Origin of the sequence: Bacillus cereus group sp. MYBK15-3, from assembly GCF_051916765.1 — a bacterium.
Lineage (GTDB): Bacteria > Bacillota > Bacilli > Bacillales > Bacillaceae_G > Bacillus_A > Bacillus_A cereus.
Genome location: NZ_JBQAHG010000003.1, coordinates 626,200 through 642,222 on the forward strand (window position 1 = coordinate 626,200; position 16,023 = coordinate 642,222).

Genomic DNA, 16,023 nt, shown 5'->3' on the forward strand with positions numbered 1-16,023 from the left:
AGTTTAAAATTTATGCATTTGAACTGTTTATACAATTTGTAGGATTTTTAGTTTTTTTGTCGAATACACTTAATGCAAGGAGGGACATTACATGATTATTAAAGATTATTTCATCAACCTTTCTATTTTTTCTTTATTAGTTAGCGCAGCAATATTTATTCAAGTGTTTACAATTAATTCTAGTCGATATTTTGAAAAGCTCTATGGAGGGATTATTGCAGTTACGTTAATGTTCTTTTCTTTTCCATACATGGGATTTTCCTACGATCTTCGAGTTGTTCCTCTTATTCTATCTTTTATTTACTTTGGTCGTATTGCTGGTTGGATTACGTTAATTAGCATAATTGTAATGCGTATCTTTTACACAGGAGGGTACTGGGAACCTCCTGTGATTGCTTATTTAGGTATGGGGATTCTATTTTCTACCTTTAAAACTTATTTTAAAAAACTACATCCTTTTAAAAGTGCATCGTTATATTTTTCTGTTTTTATTGGAATAAAGTGGTTAGTTGGCGTATTATTTAATACTACATTACTTTACACAGGAGGCTTATTATATATAGCGTTAGGACTTTTAATTGGGCTATTTCTTATGGAAGCCTACCAGAGATTGTATTATTTAACACAGGACTTATCTAAAATGAATCGAGAATTAAAAAAATCGAAGCAAGAACTTGCAGATACCGTACATGAGCTTCAAGGAGGAATTTTTAAATTTAAAAAAGTGGGTAAGCACTTTATACACACTTTATGTGATGGACAGTTTTATTATCAAAACGGATTTTATTCTGAACAGGTGGTAGGAAAAAGCTTACGTACTATTGATGCTTCTATTGTTCCTCCACATTTAGTTCCACAATTGATGAAGTACTATCTTCAGGCATGGGAAGGAAAAGAAATTATATTTGAATTACCTTGGCCAAATGATAAAACTATTATTCTTATTGCGCTTAGGCCGATTAAACGAAATGGACAAGTTATTGAAGTTGTTGGTTCTACAGTTGATATAACCGAAAGGAAAAAGGTAGAATCAGAATTAAGCGCTACCAAAGAATTATTGGAATCATTTATAAAGCACAATCTAGATGCTATTACCATTTCTGATCGAGAAGGGCATATTTTACAAGCGAATAAAGCTTATGAAAAGATATTTGGGTGGTCATCACAAGAAATCATAGGTAAGAGATTACCTTGTGTACCAGATTTTTTAATGGAAGAATCGCTTAAAAATATTCAGAAAATTCTAACAGGTGAATCTGTGGTTACTAGATTAGAAACTGTTAGACAAAGGAGCGATGGGAGTCTTCTTGATGTCAGTCTGACAGTTTCTCCTATACTAGATGTAAGAGGAAATGTGATAGCTTTATCAGCAATATGTAGAGACATCTCTGAAAGAAAACAAGCAGAAAGAGAACGACATCGATTACACCAGCAATTAAGAGATAGTGAAATGAAGTACCGTGCACTAATTGAACAAGCAACTGATGCGGTATATGTAGTAGAGCTGAATGAAGATAATGCTCCAAGTCGATTTATTGAGGTAAACCCTGTTGGGTGTAGAAGATTTGGATATAGTAGAGAAGAGTTGCTCTCATTATCATTTTCAAATATAGTACCACAAGATTCTCAAATAATCGTAAGGTTATTAGAAAAAATTAAAAAGGGACAAACTTCCTTCACTTTGCAAGATGAATATGTTTTTCCAACAGGAAAAGTAATAACAACTGAGTTTAGTGTTCGTGTTTTTAACTTAAATGGTAAAAAAGTTTTCCTAAGTATTTCTCGTGATATCACTGAACGGCTAAAAACAGAAGAATTATTACGAAAATCTGAAAAACTTGCTGTTGTAGGACAATTAGCGACTGTAATGGCTCATGAGATTAATAATCCATTAACTGCAATGAAAGGGTTCATGCAATTACTAAAATCAACGGAAAATGAAAATAATCAAAGTTATATAAATATAGTATCATCAGAGATTGAGCGTATAGAGAGTATTACAACTGAATTTATGGCGGTAGCCAAACCACAGGTGGTAAAAATGCAACCTAATAACATTAGTGTACTAATGGATCAAGTTTTAATGCTACTACAACCTCAAGCAATGATGAATAATATAAAAATTAGAATCGATCTTAACCCTGGTATTCCATTGATTTCATGTGAAGGAAATCAATTAAAGCAAGTATTTGTTAATATATTAAAAAATGCAATTGAATCTATGCCGATGGGAGGAGAAATTCTCATTCAATTAAATATACTTGATAATAATCAATTAAGTATTCGTTTTATCGATCAAGGGTGTGGGATTCCAAAAGAACGTATACCATACCTCGGAGAACCTTTTTATAGTATTAAAGAAGAGGGGATTGGCTTAGGGTTAATGATCTGTTATAAAATCATTGAAACACATCAGGGAAAGGTATTTATTGAGAGTGAAGTGAATAAGGGAACTACAGTTGAAGTCACTCTCCCTATTTGTACACTTCAAAATTAATACACTCTTTTACTGAAATTTTATAAATTTGTGAGCAGTTAGCTTTGGCTAGCTGCTTTTTTGCATATATTGTAATGGATTCTTCATATTACGGCTTTTTGATGTTTCATATATGGATTTTGTAGCTTTTAAGAACTCTGTAAGTGTTTTGTAATATTTACGAGAGACTTTTTTAACAGTTATGAGAGAGAAAAGAAAGATTTGTTATATATGATGAAATTAATCTTACTAGTAGGTGTTCTAATTGACCTAGAAACCAAGGAGGAAAAATAACAATGAAACAATTGAAGCCAGCAATTAGTGTATTAGGTAGTGTATCGATGGCACTGACTCTAGTATCTCCTGCTTTAGCAGATGTAAAACAACCGAATCCAGGAGGTACAGTTGAAATATTTAAAGAAAATGCAAATGCAAAAAAAGAAGATAAGAATTTCACGCTCGGATCTGATGGGGAGATAGGTTCGCTCATTACACAAAACATTGAAATGGCAAACAATGATTGGGACAAAGATGGTATTTCTAACGACTTAGAGATTAATGGTTATAAAATTGAATTCAATTCACAAACTGGAAAAAATGAAGCGAAAGCATGGGATCCTGAGAAGGATAAAGGGAAACCAAAATTTATATCGAATCCTATGAATGCAAATACGGATGGTGATCCTTTTACTGATATGTATGAGGTTGAGAATTATAACAACGATTCTGATACTAATTTCAATCCGATAGTTGCCAACATACCGAATTTGCAAATTGGTGTCAAACGAATTGAGGTAATTCCTATTGCAACCATTACGGATAATAATGGCGGATCAGTTAGCAGAGGGTGGGAAAAAAGTGTATCTACACAACATTCATTTAATGTAGGTTTAAGTGGTTCAGGTGGTGTAGAAGGCTCAGCAGCCGGCCCTGTTCCTTCCGGAAGTGTTTCAGCAAATGTGGGATATGGATATTCAAAAACAACTACGGAAACGGAGAGTTATACAAATAATTTTGATTGGTCTACGGCAACAACTGTGGATACAGCGAACGCAGCAAAATTACGGGTACATTTGGAATATAAGAATGTAGGAACAGCATCCGCTGAAAATGTTTCGCCACATTTTAATATTCGTTTAGGAAACAAAATTATTAATACTGTAAAGGCAACACAAGATCGTTATAAAGCAAACTATTTAAGTACAGAAAAAGGTGGACGGAATAAAACAGAAGTAGTAATTGACAGTTTAGAAGGACAAGCAGATGCAAATATTGTCTTATCTTTGGATGAATTAAAAGCTGTTGAACAAGGGGAACTTCTTTCGATTGAAGTTTTACCTACAAGTACAATGGATTTATCTATTGAAAAAGGTGAAGAAATTATGCATTTGGGGGATTCAGGGAGATATGAGTCTAGAGTGAATGCAGCTACTGAACAATTAGAAACAGATATAGGAAATATACCAAATTTTAGGATATATACTCCTAAAGACAAATCCCTTGCTGATAAGCCAGTTTTATCCTATAACGAAGTTTTTCAACATGTAAATATAGATACGAAAAAAGTGAATCATATTGTAAACAAGGCTAAAAGTACTAATAACGTATCAGTGGTTTCAGCTAATAATGGAACTGATGCATTAAACGATTTAAAAGCGGGACAGGGAGATGGCGGTTATTTACATAAAGACTCTGTACACGGTGCTTTTGCAAAACTACAGCAACCAACATTAGTAGAAGGTAGTTATGATTCTGTGACGCAAAAGATTAGGGCAACAATTTTACCTGGTTTATTTGGAGTGAGTAAAGAGATTCCTACTACGTATAACAAGAAATGGAATGCTCCATCACAAACAGTAACACTAGTTAAACGTGAGAATGGATTTACATATGAGTCTAGAGAAAATATACACCCAATTAAATCTGAAATTGCTGCGCACAGAAAAGTTACATTTGAAATCAATGACGCACACAATTTAACGCCTATACAAAAGATTGATACTGAAATTAAAGCTAATAAAGAATTTGAAGATTATGTAGTAGATAATTCAGGTGAATTTGTTACAGAAGGAGTTCCTTATACTGTGGCCTCATATGGAAATACAGCTTATTGGGGAAGTCATCATGCCGGGAATAAATGGGAGTATCTTTGGTCTGAAAAATCTAGTGATGAAAAAGTGAATGTAATTATTGAAAGAGTAGGTCAACCTAAACCTGGAAAACCAATTAAAAAGGATGAAGAGGTATTAATTAAATTTCAAAATCCTATTTATTCAGATTATGCATATTTAAAACTTCAAGATAGTTATATCCATTTAGATCAAAAACAGAACGCAAGTACTTTTAAATTTAATCATGCATATCCAAAGAATTTCACTGGACACCATAAGCAATGGAACATACTATCTAATGGTAACAAGTTAAAGGTAGGATATTTAATCGATTATATGAAATATGGTAATGGAGAGAATGGGACTGATACTATAGCATGGAATCTATCAAGAGTTCAGTAATAGGTAATAGTTCTGTTGCTAAGTTTGGAAAGAGAAACGGAAATGAATTGAATCCGAAAAGTTAGATACGATAATTTAGGTTACTAATAAGGAATGAGTTCGATGTTAAATCGGACTCATTTCTTTTAATTTATATGATTTAGTAACTACTATTTTAAATACTTATCTAGTCATATAAGTAATCAAATGTTAAGATTACTATCTATATTACATAATTTATTTTTCGAATTTTCATTTGTTTTGAGGCTGAAATGTGGAATTCTGATTTATTTATGTGATTAGTTTCTATATCTTTACCTATAAAGATATTTTTATTGAATAATAGAAAAAAATTTTGTGTTATTGGTGAAAAAGAAGTGAGGATAGTATATGAAGAAAAGAATTTTAATCGTAGAAGATGAAGAAAATATTCGAGAAGTATGCAAACGATATTTAGAAAGAGAAGAATATGAAGTTTATACAGCTGTAAATGGTAAAGAAGGTTGGGATTTATTTCTTACACATCAACCAGATTTAATTATATTAGATTTGATGATGCCAAAAAAAGATGGATGGGAATTATGTGAGGAAATTCGTCAACAGTCAAATGTCCCTATTATTATGTTAACTGCTAAGGGAGAGGAAAGGGATCGGATTTTAGGCTTAACAATGGGGGCAGATGATTATTTAACAAAGCCATTTTCCCCTCGTGAATTAGTATTAAGGGTTCAAATTATACTAAGAAGAGGAAGTCATGTGCCAATACAAGCGAAAGAATCCCTGTTGGAAGTGATAGAGTTTCCAGATTTAAAAATATACCCAAAGACAAGATATGTACTTGTTTGTGATAAGGAAGTGGAGTTAACGGTGAAAGAGTTTGAAGTACTTTATCTCATGGCAAAGCATCCAAAACAAGTATTTTCTCGCTCGCAGCTTCTTGAATTAATTTGGGATTTTGGACATGAAGGGGCATCAAACACAGTTACCGTATTAGTGAGTCGTTTACGTGAAAAGCTCGAGAAGCATACGATAAAGAATCGTTGGATTCATACGGTCTGGGGTATAGGATATCGCTTTGAGCCAAATGGAGGAAATGAAACATGAGATTACGTATTCAATTGTTACTCATGAATCTATTAAGTACCAGTATTATGGTAATTGCTATATGGTATAGTGAGACCAAAATGTTACTTGAACAGGAACAAACGCGGTTATTAACAGTAATTGCATTTGTGGCATTCATTATTTCAACGTTTATTTATTGGTTAATGACACGTCCTATCATGAGATCTATACAAAATTTAATAAAATTGACGAAACAATTTAGTGATAGACACTTTGAAACAATGTATATAATTGGGCAAGAACCACGTGAGTTTAAAGAATTAGCAACAGCCTTTCAACAGATGGCAAAAAAATTAGAAGAAGGGTTTACTAAGTTAGAGGAACAGGAAAACTCTCGTAAGGAGCTAATTACCAATATCTCACATGACTTACGAACACCTATGGCTAGTATGCAAATGATGATAGAAGCATTACAAGATAACCTGATTGAAGATCCTGAAATGAAAAAGCAATACTTAGCAACGGTTTTAAAAGAAATAGAAAGATTAAATGGATTAATTAACGACTTATTTGATCTTTCAAAGTTAGAGTTTGAGCAAGTAGATTTTCACCCAAGTTTCACACATTTAGATAAAGTTCTATTAGATGTATTAGAGTCACATTCTGTCTTATTAGAGGACAAACAAATCCATGTGCAATTGGAGGTCCCTGATACATTACCTCAACTTTTGATTATGCCTTGTAAAATAGAAAGGGTCATAGGTAATTTATTACATAATGCAATTCGATATTCTCCTATCTCTGGAACAATCGAGTTGACTGTAGTGGAAAATAAACTAACTCAAAAGGTCCAATTCACTTTGCGGGATGAAGGAATAGGAATTTCTCCAAATGATCAATTACGTGTATTTGAACGCTTTTTTAGAACAGATCGATCAAGAAGTTCACAATCTGGAGGTTCCGGACTTGGATTAGCTATTGCAAAATCATTAATTGAAATGCACAAAGGGGAAATTGGTGTAAGGAATCGCGCAGATGGTAAGCAGGGAAGTGAATTTTGGTTCACTCTTCCCATCACATCAGTAAAAAAATAAGATGGCTGAAAGACTTTTGTAACATTTATGTTAGAAAAATGAAAGACCTTCTTGTTAACATACTACTACACAGTATGTTACAGGAGGTTTTTTACTTTATGAAAAGAAAATATGTATGGCTTATAGGTGGTTTGATAATTGTATTGGGGATTTTATGGTCATTGTTCCGACCAGAGAAATTATTTATTGATAAGCACGTAAATGAATCATTGCCACAAGCAGAGATACAATCAACTGAAATAAAGCAGCAAAGTGATCGAGTAATAAGGGAAGGTCAGTTTCAAAACGGTGTCCATGAAACAACCGGAACGGCAAAAATTCACCAATTAGCAGATGGAAAACGTGTTTTACGACTTTCTAATTTTGCAACATCTAATGGGCCAGATGTACGAGTTGTATTAGTTCCTACAAATCGTTTGAAAAATAATGAAGACGTGAAAAACTATCGGTATATTGAATTAGGAAAATTAAAGGGAAATAAAGGAGACCAAAACTACGAAATTCCTGAAGGGATAGATGTAAATGAATATGGTTCGGTTTCTGTTTGGTGTAAAAGATTTAATGAAAACTTTGGTGTGGTTTATTTTAATAATTTAATATGAACTTAAAATATCCTTTTACAGGAGGAATTCATATGGGTTATGGTAGTAGCTGCAGCGGACTTAGTTGCTAAGAAGGGCACTTATAAGAGTGTCTTTTTCATATTTCTCAATTTTGGTATATTTTAAGGCTATTGGACGTTTACGGAGAGATTTTATCATTTTAGCAAGAAGACTCCTTCTTACATAAATGGACTAAGCATTCGCTCATTTCCACACATTGGTTCGAGCACTTTCATCTTTTTATCTTTTACAAAAGAAAGGAAAAAATCTAGTTCCTTTCCTTTTACAATTGACTTATTTATTTCATACATTCTTGTACATAGTTCAATGTAATATTCAACCATTCCTTTTTGACCCTTTATCTTTACTTATAAATTGATCATTCTTAATAATCTTACCATTTAAGGGTGAAATTTCATATTTATTATTTTACTCTTAAAAACATATGTATAATGTATTCACAACTAGTCAACATAAGGCATCAGTATCGGTAGCAAGTGTAAAAGTAAATCACTACTATCACAAGGAATCAGCCTTTTTACTCTATTCATTTTTTTATACATTTCTATCCTGGCGCGCTTTTAAGGTTCTCGTTTGTTACTGGATTAGCCGAAAAACTGTATAAAATCTTGCATACCCTTAGTGTGCTTTTTTTCGAAGCGCTGGAAAGCCCCTTTTAAGAAAAAAGAAAAGATACCCTAAGATGCCTTTTCTAATAGTTTTTTAACAGAAGCAACTGCATCCGATAATGATTAATAGAATAAATAATACAACTAATAAAGCAAAACCGCAGCCTTCACCGCAAGTACCACCATATCCCATAATAATAGTTCCTCCTTTAGATAAGAGGGCAAAACTAGGGTTCATTCCATGTATTTTAACAGGTTCACTTTACCTTAAGTTTTTAGGGATTAATTGAGCAGGTGCTTTTGAAAAAAAGAAAAGACCCCAAGGGCGCCTTCCTCGGGCCTGAACAATTTTAATTTTAATAATATGTATTGGACTCCTATCCAAATATAATTTTACCATGTTAAGTTGTTTTGTTCTGGGGTATCATCATATCGCTATATACCTAAAAATACTTACTACCCATTCTTGTTATAAATATTGTTCTGCCAAGGTTAATAGGGGGAGTACCACATGCCCATCAAGCTAAAATTTTGAAGTAGACCCAAAATGAAATTTTCCTTTCTCTACAGCTAGTTATTTTGAGAAATGAGCTCATTTTTTTGTACGATACATTTTTTAACTAATTTTGGTTAAGTTATTTTCAAAGAGGTTATTGCTAATTCAATGGATATATCTATATAACACTATGCCTGATTTTTAAAATAGAAATTTCTTAAAAACTATATGTAACTTCTTTCTGAAAGGAAGGTATTATCAATTGAAACCGTATGGAAAAATACCTGATAACTCTATAAAATCTTTACAGGATTTAATGCAATTACTAAAAAAATCTAAAGATTTTATAACGTTGGAAATTGCTTCTAATAATTCCTCTATAGTCATTTCATATTTTAGAACATTAATCGATGTAAATATATTTCATGAAGAGGTTTTGACTTATATAAAAGAGAAGAGCTTCGATTCGTTACAAGATATTCACTCTGTCTTACCTTTTGAGAATTCAAAAATAACAAATCAAATGGAAGATATTCAGGATAGTATTTTAAATGGCTATATACTTATTCAGTTCGATACAGATAAATTAAATTGTTTGTTAGTAAATGTGTCAAAGAAAGAAAAAAGGGATATTACAAAAGCTGAAATTGAATATAATATTGTGGGTCCGCAAATCGCATTTGTCGAAGATTTAGATGTAAATTTAAATTTAGTACGTAGAAAGCTTCCAACACCTTATTTACAAATGAAAGAATTGAAAGTAGGATCTCTCTCTAACACAACTGTTGCGATTGTATTTATTGAGGGAATTGTAAATGATCAAAATCTACAAGAAATTATAAAAAGGGTAAGTCAAATAAAAACAGACCATGTTTTGGATAGTACTTATTTGATGCAGTTAATTGCAGACAACCCGAATTCTATATTCCCTCAATTTTTGAATACAGAACGTCCGGACCGTGTGGCAGCTGTATTAGCAGAAGGGAAAATTGCACTTTTTGTAGATGGCTCGCCTTATGCCATCACTCTTCCAACAACATTAATTGATTTTTTTTCTACGACAGAAGATTACACCATGCCTTGGATTATAGCCTCTTTTTTTCGTCTATTAAGGCTTTTTGCTTTTATATTTTCTGTCTTAACGACGCCATTATATGTCTCGATTTTAACATATCATTACGAGCTTATCCCAAAAGAACTTCTTGAAACGTTAATCATATCGAGAAGTAAAGTACCTTTTCCTCCATTAATTGAAGCACTTTTTTTAGAAATAACGATTGAATTACTGAGAGAAGCAGGGGCACGTTTACCAACTAAAGTGGGTCTAACTGTCGGTATCGTAGGTGGTATTGTAATTGGACAAGCATCGGTAGAAGCAAGTCTTACAAGTAACGTACTTATTATCATTGTTGCACTTTCAGCTCTTAGTTCATTTACAGCACCAATATATCGAATTGGTAATACAATTCGAGTAATTCGTTTTCCTTTTATAATATCTGCACACCTGCTGGGCTTATTAGGAATTGTTTTAACAAGTTCTTTCCTTTTAGCACGCTTATTACGTACAGAATCATTAAGACGTCCTTATTTGTTTCCTTTTTATCCTACACGCCCTACAGATTGGAAAGACAGCATTATCCGTTTGCCGATCTCAGCGATGTTTCGACGTCCTATTTTTTCAAGGTCTAAACAGCGTTTTCGCTTTAATCCAGAAGAGGTAGAGAAAAATAAAATCATATCACGAAATGATTTTGATGATTGAATTTAACAGGGAGGAGCATTATGAAACAGATCCCAATTGAGTATCAAGTCTCGCCATATATGGTATTTTTTTTAATTATTACTATACAGTTGGGAGTTGGTATGCTTGGTTTTGAAAGGATTAGTGCAAAATTAGTTGGAAATGATGCGTGGATTAGCACGCTACTTTTTGGAATATCTGTTAATGTTATGATTTGGATCATATATCAGATTTTAAATCAGGGTAATGGAGACATCATTGCAATCAATCAAAACGTACTTGGAAAATGGATTGGTGGATTGCTCAACTTCATTTTTTTATCCTATATTGTATTGTTAGGTGCAACAACACTACATACTTATATCGAAGTAGTACATGTTTGGATGTTTCCTTCAATTTCATCTTGGGTTATAGCAGGGGCTTTTTTGGGTCTATGTTATTACATTGTTACTGGAGGATTTCGTGTAGTTGCCGGAATCGGCTTCTTTGGAATCGTTATCCCAAGCATTCTAATCTTCACATTTTTTTATCCTTTGCAGTATGCAGATTTCCAGAATTTATTTCCAATTGCACAGCATTCATTCCTAGAAATTATGAAAGGAATGAAAGGAAATATGTTTAGTTTTTTTGGATTTGAAATGTTATTGCTGTACTACCCATTTATTAAAAAGGCAAAAACGTCTCAAAAATATGCGCACTATGCAAATTTAGTAACGACTATTGTCTACACATACCTTATGATTTTAACTCTTGCATTTTTTAGTGAAAAACAACTAGCGAGTGCGATATGGGCATATTTAAGCATGATTAAAATTATACAATTTCCCTTTATAGAGCGGTTTGAATACATTATTGTTTCTGTTTGGGCTTTTTTTATATTACCCAATGTTTCCTTTACATTATGGGGAGTAAGTCGTGGTATAAAAGAGGCACTGGGAATAAAGCAAAAATATGTTTTGCCAGTTATCATCCTATTCATCTTTGTTTTATCATTTTTCTTGAATAATCGTAATAAAATTAACTTATTAAATACTTGGACAGGTCAAATGGGCTTTGTATATATATATGTATACCTACCTGTACTATGGCTAATTCAAACGGCCAAAATAAAGTTAAGGAGATAAACATGAAGCGATGGATACTTTTCCTTATATTAAGTGTCTTCTTAATAGGTTGTGCTAAAACGAAAATTGTGGATGACATTGACTTAGTTCAAGTTGCGGCATATGATACCGAAGCAGAAGGTAAGCTAAAAGGAACCTTTGCGATTTCAGCTTATAAAGGAGGCGGGGAAGGTGAAACAAAAATCTATTCAGCATCAGGCCAGACTGGTAGAGAAGTTCTTGCAAGAGCATCCGAAAAATCTTCTGGACCTCTAGAGTTGGGGCAATTGCGTGTTATTATATTTAATGAAAAAATAATTGAAAAGGGAATGCAGGAAATTTTAGAGACTTTGAACCGAAATCCTAGTGTAGGAAATGCAATTTATTTAGCAATTACAAATGTAAAAGGGGAATCACTATTAAAGGGGAACTATTCTAAAGAAAAAGAAATTGCTTCCTATCTATCCTCTTTACTGGAGCAAAATATGGACAATGGAACGCAGCCCAAAACAAATTTTTTTATGTTTTTAAACCAACTTAATGATGATGCGAGAGATTCCTATTTACCGATAATATCTAAAAAAGGTAACGTGTTGGAGTTAGATGGAATAGCACTTTTTAAAAGATGTAAAATGGTTGATAAAGTGAACCCTAAAGATTTATTTGTATTTAAATTGTTGACAGATAATTTTAAACAAGGTACATACCAATTCAAACTACCTGGTTCTTCAAATACTTACGCTACGATAGAGAATATAAAAGCTAGAACAAAATATAAGATGGAGGGGAATAGTAAGCATCCATTCGTAAATGCTCATATTCAAGTTAAAGCTGAAATTCAAGAATTTACAAAAACAAAAAATCTAGATAATCCTAAAGAAATAAAAAAATTAGAAAAAATTATGGAAAAAGAAATAGAAAAAAAAGCAACTACATTGATAAAGAGATTTATTAAAAAAGACACAGATCCTATAGGACTTAGAAAGCTTGGTAGAACTCACGTAAGAAAATGGAACAGTCAAGAATGGGAAGAATCCTATAAAGATTTACGTTTTCGTGTAACAGCTGATGTAAAAGTAACCCAATCTGGTGTCACAGAATAAATCAAATAAGATATGGGAAATTTTAATAAAAAATATAGTCTCGCAGAAGATTAGGGAGAAGAGAAACGATTAACAAAGAATTTCATAAACATTAAGATGCTTTGTTAATCGTTTTTATACCTGTAGCTTTATCACTTATAGTAATCATAATTATAATAAAAGAACAACGAAACAAATTCCCGATACCACATAATTATAAGAGGACAATAAAGCATCAAGATATAATGTATGCTTTGTCTGGAAAAAAGAATTAAGTACTTCAAGGTTAAACACTTAACTTTAAAATAGTAAATTCGTTGCTTGTAGCACTTCAAATAGACTGTGTCCCCGAAAGTTAGAAAGGTCGGTTTGTTAAGTAGCCTCTAGGGAATGAGCCTAGTACAATACCGGATTCATTCCCTTTTATTTTTCCTTGATTCTTTCATGATTATAGTACTTGATATACTTTGCTAATTCTTGTTTGAATTCTGTTATACTTTCAAATTCTCTCGATACAGAAATAGACATACAAAAACGCCATTCTTTCTTATAAATCTACAGAAAGAATGGCGTATTCTTCAAAAGTGAGTTCCTTTATTGAAAAGCTTTAGTTCTATATGACAGATAAAAGGGCAAGCAACGCTAAAATAGCGAGAAGTCCTTGTTTCATGATAATTGATTTATTGGATGTGAGACCTCCGAAAATAGCTGCTACCCCACACAAATGATGAAAAATAATTGAATCATATAACCAATGGGATTGTTTCCAAGTATAAGTCCCCAAATGAGGCCAGCTGCTAAGAATCCATTATATAAACCGTTTACAAATTAATTGTCTAAGTATTTCTAAGTTTAAAGAGTGCAGTGTCTTCGTTTTTTATTGAATTAACTTTTACATGTTGGTTCAATATTTTCTATTCTCTTGGAACTTAGTTCTCGTTTACTTCTCACAAAAGCAATAAAATCTATTATCTCTTCTGTTGACAGTGCTTCTCCATCTACTAAAAGTGTTGCATCTGGATCGTTTAGGAGTCTTGTAATATCAATTACATCTTTGTTTTGATGTGAATGTTCAATTCGACCTAATATATAATCTACAGATGTATCAAATAAATCGGCTATTTTAGATAAAGATTGTAATGAAGGTAATCTATAACCATTTTCATAACCAGCATAGGTGCTTTTCGCAATCCCAAGTCGATCTGCTGTCTCTTGTAAGGACCATTTTTGATTTTTTCTTAATTTAGATAAACGTTCCAGCATTCGTCTCATACCCCATCTAATTTTATTAAATTAATTATAGCATAGAAAAAGAATCAAGAATAGAAAAAAAGTACGCGTATTGAATACAAAATCTTGATTAATTCAAATTAAGTTCTATAATGATAAATATAAATACGCATTATGCGAACGATATATCGTTGTTTATTTTATGGAGGGGTTGTGTATGAAGAAAATTTTATTACTTGCAACTGGTGGGACAATTGCATCTGTGGAGGGGAATGAGGGGCTTGTTCCAGGATTGTCTGCTGAGGAATTATTGAATTATTTTTCGAAGTCTTCTCGAAACTTAGAAATAGATTGCAAAATCTTAATGAATATTGATAGTACCAATATGCAACCTGAGCACTGGAAAGAAATAGCTAATGCTGTTTTTAATCACTATGATGACTATGACGGGTTTGTGATTACACATGGAACGGATACGTTAGCTTATACATCTTCCGCGTTATCTTATATGCTGCAAGGTTTAAGAAAACCAGTTGTTTTAACAGGTTCACAAGTACCTATTAGTTTTAAAAAGACAGATGCAAAGAAAAATGTAGCTGATGCTCTTAGATTTGCCTGTGAGGATGTTGGCGGTGTGTTTATTGTTTTTGATAGTAGGGTGATTATTGGGACGAGAGCAGTTAAAATGCGAACAAAAAGTTATGATGCATTTGAAAGTGTGAATTATCCATATGTTGCTGAGGTAAATGAAAATGAAGTGAAATATCATTGGAAGCCAACGTCCCCCCATAATGAACTTTCAATAAATACTAATTTATGTACGGATGTTTTTCTTATGAAATTGTATCCAGGTACAAAGCCAGAGATATTTGATTGCTTAAAAGATTTGTATAAAGGAATTATTATTGAAAGTTTTGGAAACGGTGGATTACCTTTTGAAGGAAGGAACTTGCTTTCGAAAATTCAAGAGTTGACTGAAATGGGGATTGCTGTAGTGATTACTACTCAATGCCTGGAAGAAGGAGAAGACATACTTCTCTATGAAGTAGGACGGAAAGTGGCACAACATCAAGTAATATTGTCTGGAGATATGAATACGGAAGCCATCATAGCAAAATTGATGTGGGCGCTTGGGAAAACTAATAAATTAGAAGAGATTAAAAAAATTATTGAAGAGCCTTTAGTCTACGATTTAACAATAAAATCTGATAAGGATTGGTAATGACTTCATATGATTTATTTAGGTTTTACATTTAATATGGGGGAGAAATTAAAATGGCAATGACAAACAAGAACGTGCGAGTGGAGAATGATTTTTTGGGAGGAAAGGAATTACCTATTGAGGCATATTACGGAATTCAGACTTTACGCGCTGTTGAAAATTTCCCGATTACAGGGTATAAAATTCATGAAAGTTTAATTAGAGCGTTCGCAATTGTAAAAAAAGCAGCAGCGCTTGCTAATACAGATGTAGGAAGATTGGAATTGAACAAGGGTGGCGCGATCGCAGAAGCTGCTCAAGAAATTCTTGATGGAAAATGGCACGATCATTTCATCGTCGATCCAATTCAGGGTGGAGCAGGTACTTCAATGAACATGAATGCAAATGAAGTCATTGCCAATCGTGCTCTTGAATTATTAGGAATGGAAAAGGGAGACTATCATTATATTAGTCCAAATAGCCATGTAAATATGGCCCAATCAACAAATGATGCATTCCCAACGGCGATTCATATCGCGACGTTAAATGCATTAGAAGGCTTATTACAAACGATGGGTTATATGCATGATGTATTTGAATTAAAAGCAGAACAGTTTGACCATGTTATTAAAATGGGGCGTACACATTTACAAGATGCGGTGCCAATTCGTCTTGGACAAGAGTTTAAAGCATACTCTCGCGTACTTGAACGTGATATGAAACGAATTCAACAATCGCGTCAACATTTATATGAAGTAAATATGGGGGCAACTGCAGTTGGTACAGGCTTAAATGCAGATCCAGAATATATT

At 32.9% G+C, this 16,023-nt stretch carries 12 protein-coding genes and 4 pseudogenes; 11 read left to right on the top strand and 5 right to left on the bottom strand.

Translation table 11 applies throughout. The annotated features are described in order from the left end of the window. Positions 1-91: 91 nt before the first annotated feature. The 5 genes from ACTFR8_RS17340 (at position 92) to ACTFR8_RS17360 (ending at position 7,729) form a co-directional block, all read left to right on the top strand. Positions 92-2,497: a PAS domain S-box protein gene (locus ACTFR8_RS17340; protein WP_000584300.1), complete on the top strand. Its 2,406-nt coding sequence runs from the start codon at positions 92-94 to the stop codon at positions 2,495-2,497. Positions 2,498-2,772: 275 nt separating this feature from the next. Then, entirely contained in the window at positions 2,773-4,989 is a 2,217-nt protein-coding gene (locus ACTFR8_RS17345; protein ID WP_252209600.1) for a binary toxin-like calcium binding domain-containing protein, read from the top strand. A gap of 369 nt (positions 4,990-5,358) precedes the next feature. After that, positions 5,359-6,072: a response regulator transcription factor gene (locus tag ACTFR8_RS17350; protein ID WP_000746049.1), complete on the top strand. Its 714-nt coding sequence runs from the start codon at positions 5,359-5,361 to the stop codon at positions 6,070-6,072. Continuing rightward, positions 6,069-7,127 carry a sensor histidine kinase gene (locus tag ACTFR8_RS17355; RefSeq protein WP_100618830.1) on the top strand — a complete coding sequence of 353 codons (1,059 nt, stop codon included), beginning with the start codon at positions 6,069-6,071 and terminating at the stop codon, positions 7,125-7,127. Before ACTFR8_RS17350 ends, ACTFR8_RS17355 begins: the two co-directional genes overlap by 4 nt. Positions 7,128-7,225: 98 nt before the next feature. Beyond that, positions 7,226-7,729, top strand: coding sequence for a DM13 domain-containing protein (locus ACTFR8_RS17360; protein ID WP_098379122.1), 504 nt, complete (start codon positions 7,226-7,228; stop codon positions 7,727-7,729). 182 nt (positions 7,730-7,911) lie between these two features. Here the strand turns inward: ACTFR8_RS17360 and ACTFR8_RS17365 are convergent. Together ACTFR8_RS17365 and ACTFR8_RS17370 are read right to left on the bottom strand one after the other, a co-directional pair. After that, positions 7,912-8,073: pseudogene (locus tag ACTFR8_RS17365) on the bottom strand (SAM-dependent methyltransferase); the annotation flags it as partial. A gap of 379 nt (positions 8,074-8,452) precedes the next feature. Continuing rightward, entirely contained in the window at positions 8,453-8,551 is a 99-nt protein-coding gene (locus ACTFR8_RS17370) for a YjcZ family sporulation protein (protein ID WP_074595434.1), read from the bottom strand. A 619-nt stretch (positions 8,552-9,170) separates the two neighbouring features. Between ACTFR8_RS17370 and ACTFR8_RS17375 the strand changes: the two genes are divergently transcribed. From ACTFR8_RS17375 to ACTFR8_RS17390, 4 genes and pseudogenes are all read left to right on the top strand, one after another. Then, positions 9,171-10,616, top strand: a complete 1,446-nt coding sequence (locus ACTFR8_RS17375; RefSeq protein WP_411002163.1) for a spore germination protein — start codon at positions 9,171-9,173, stop codon at positions 10,614-10,616. Between the two features lie 20 nt (positions 10,617-10,636). After that, on the top strand, positions 10,637-11,719 hold the full coding sequence (locus ACTFR8_RS17380; RefSeq protein ID WP_000809694.1) for a GerAB/ArcD/ProY family transporter: 1,083 nt from the start codon (positions 10,637-10,639) through the stop codon (positions 11,717-11,719). 2 nt (positions 11,720-11,721) lie between these two features. After that, positions 11,722-12,801, top strand: a complete 1,080-nt coding sequence (locus ACTFR8_RS17385; RefSeq protein WP_000832860.1) for a Ger(x)C family spore germination protein — start codon at positions 11,722-11,724, stop codon at positions 12,799-12,801. Positions 12,802-12,947: 146 nt separating this feature from the next. Then, positions 12,948-13,078 (top strand): annotated as a pseudogene (locus ACTFR8_RS17390) (excinuclease ABC subunit C); the annotation flags it as partial. Positions 13,079-13,203: 125 nt separating this feature from the next. Here ACTFR8_RS17390 and ACTFR8_RS17395 read toward each other — a convergent pair. The 3 genes and pseudogenes from ACTFR8_RS17395 to ansR all read right to left on the bottom strand — a co-directional run. Continuing rightward, positions 13,204-13,290 (bottom strand): annotated as a pseudogene (locus tag ACTFR8_RS17395) (IS3 family transposase); the annotation flags it as partial. Between the two features lie 103 nt (positions 13,291-13,393). Continuing rightward, positions 13,394-13,599, bottom strand: a pseudogene (locus ACTFR8_RS17400) (DUF1304 domain-containing protein); the annotation flags it as partial. A 66-nt stretch (positions 13,600-13,665) separates the two neighbouring features. After that, positions 13,666-14,043 carry an HTH-type transcriptional regulator AnsR gene (gene ansR / locus ACTFR8_RS17405; protein WP_000893567.1) on the bottom strand — a complete coding sequence of 126 codons (378 nt, stop codon included), beginning with the start codon at positions 14,041-14,043 and terminating at the stop codon, positions 13,666-13,668. 184 nt (positions 14,044-14,227) lie between these two features. Between ansR and ansA the strand changes: the two genes are divergently transcribed. Beyond that, the gene (gene ansA, locus ACTFR8_RS17410) at positions 14,228-15,232 is read left to right on the top strand and encodes an asparaginase (RefSeq protein WP_044584609.1); all 1,005 of its coding nucleotides are present in this window, start codon (positions 14,228-14,230) and stop codon (positions 15,230-15,232) included. A gap of 53 nt (positions 15,233-15,285) precedes the next feature. After that, positions 15,286-16,023, top strand: a 738-nt coding sequence (locus tag ACTFR8_RS17415) for a lyase family protein (RefSeq protein ID WP_440027593.1), incomplete at its 3' end; no start/stop codon positions are given.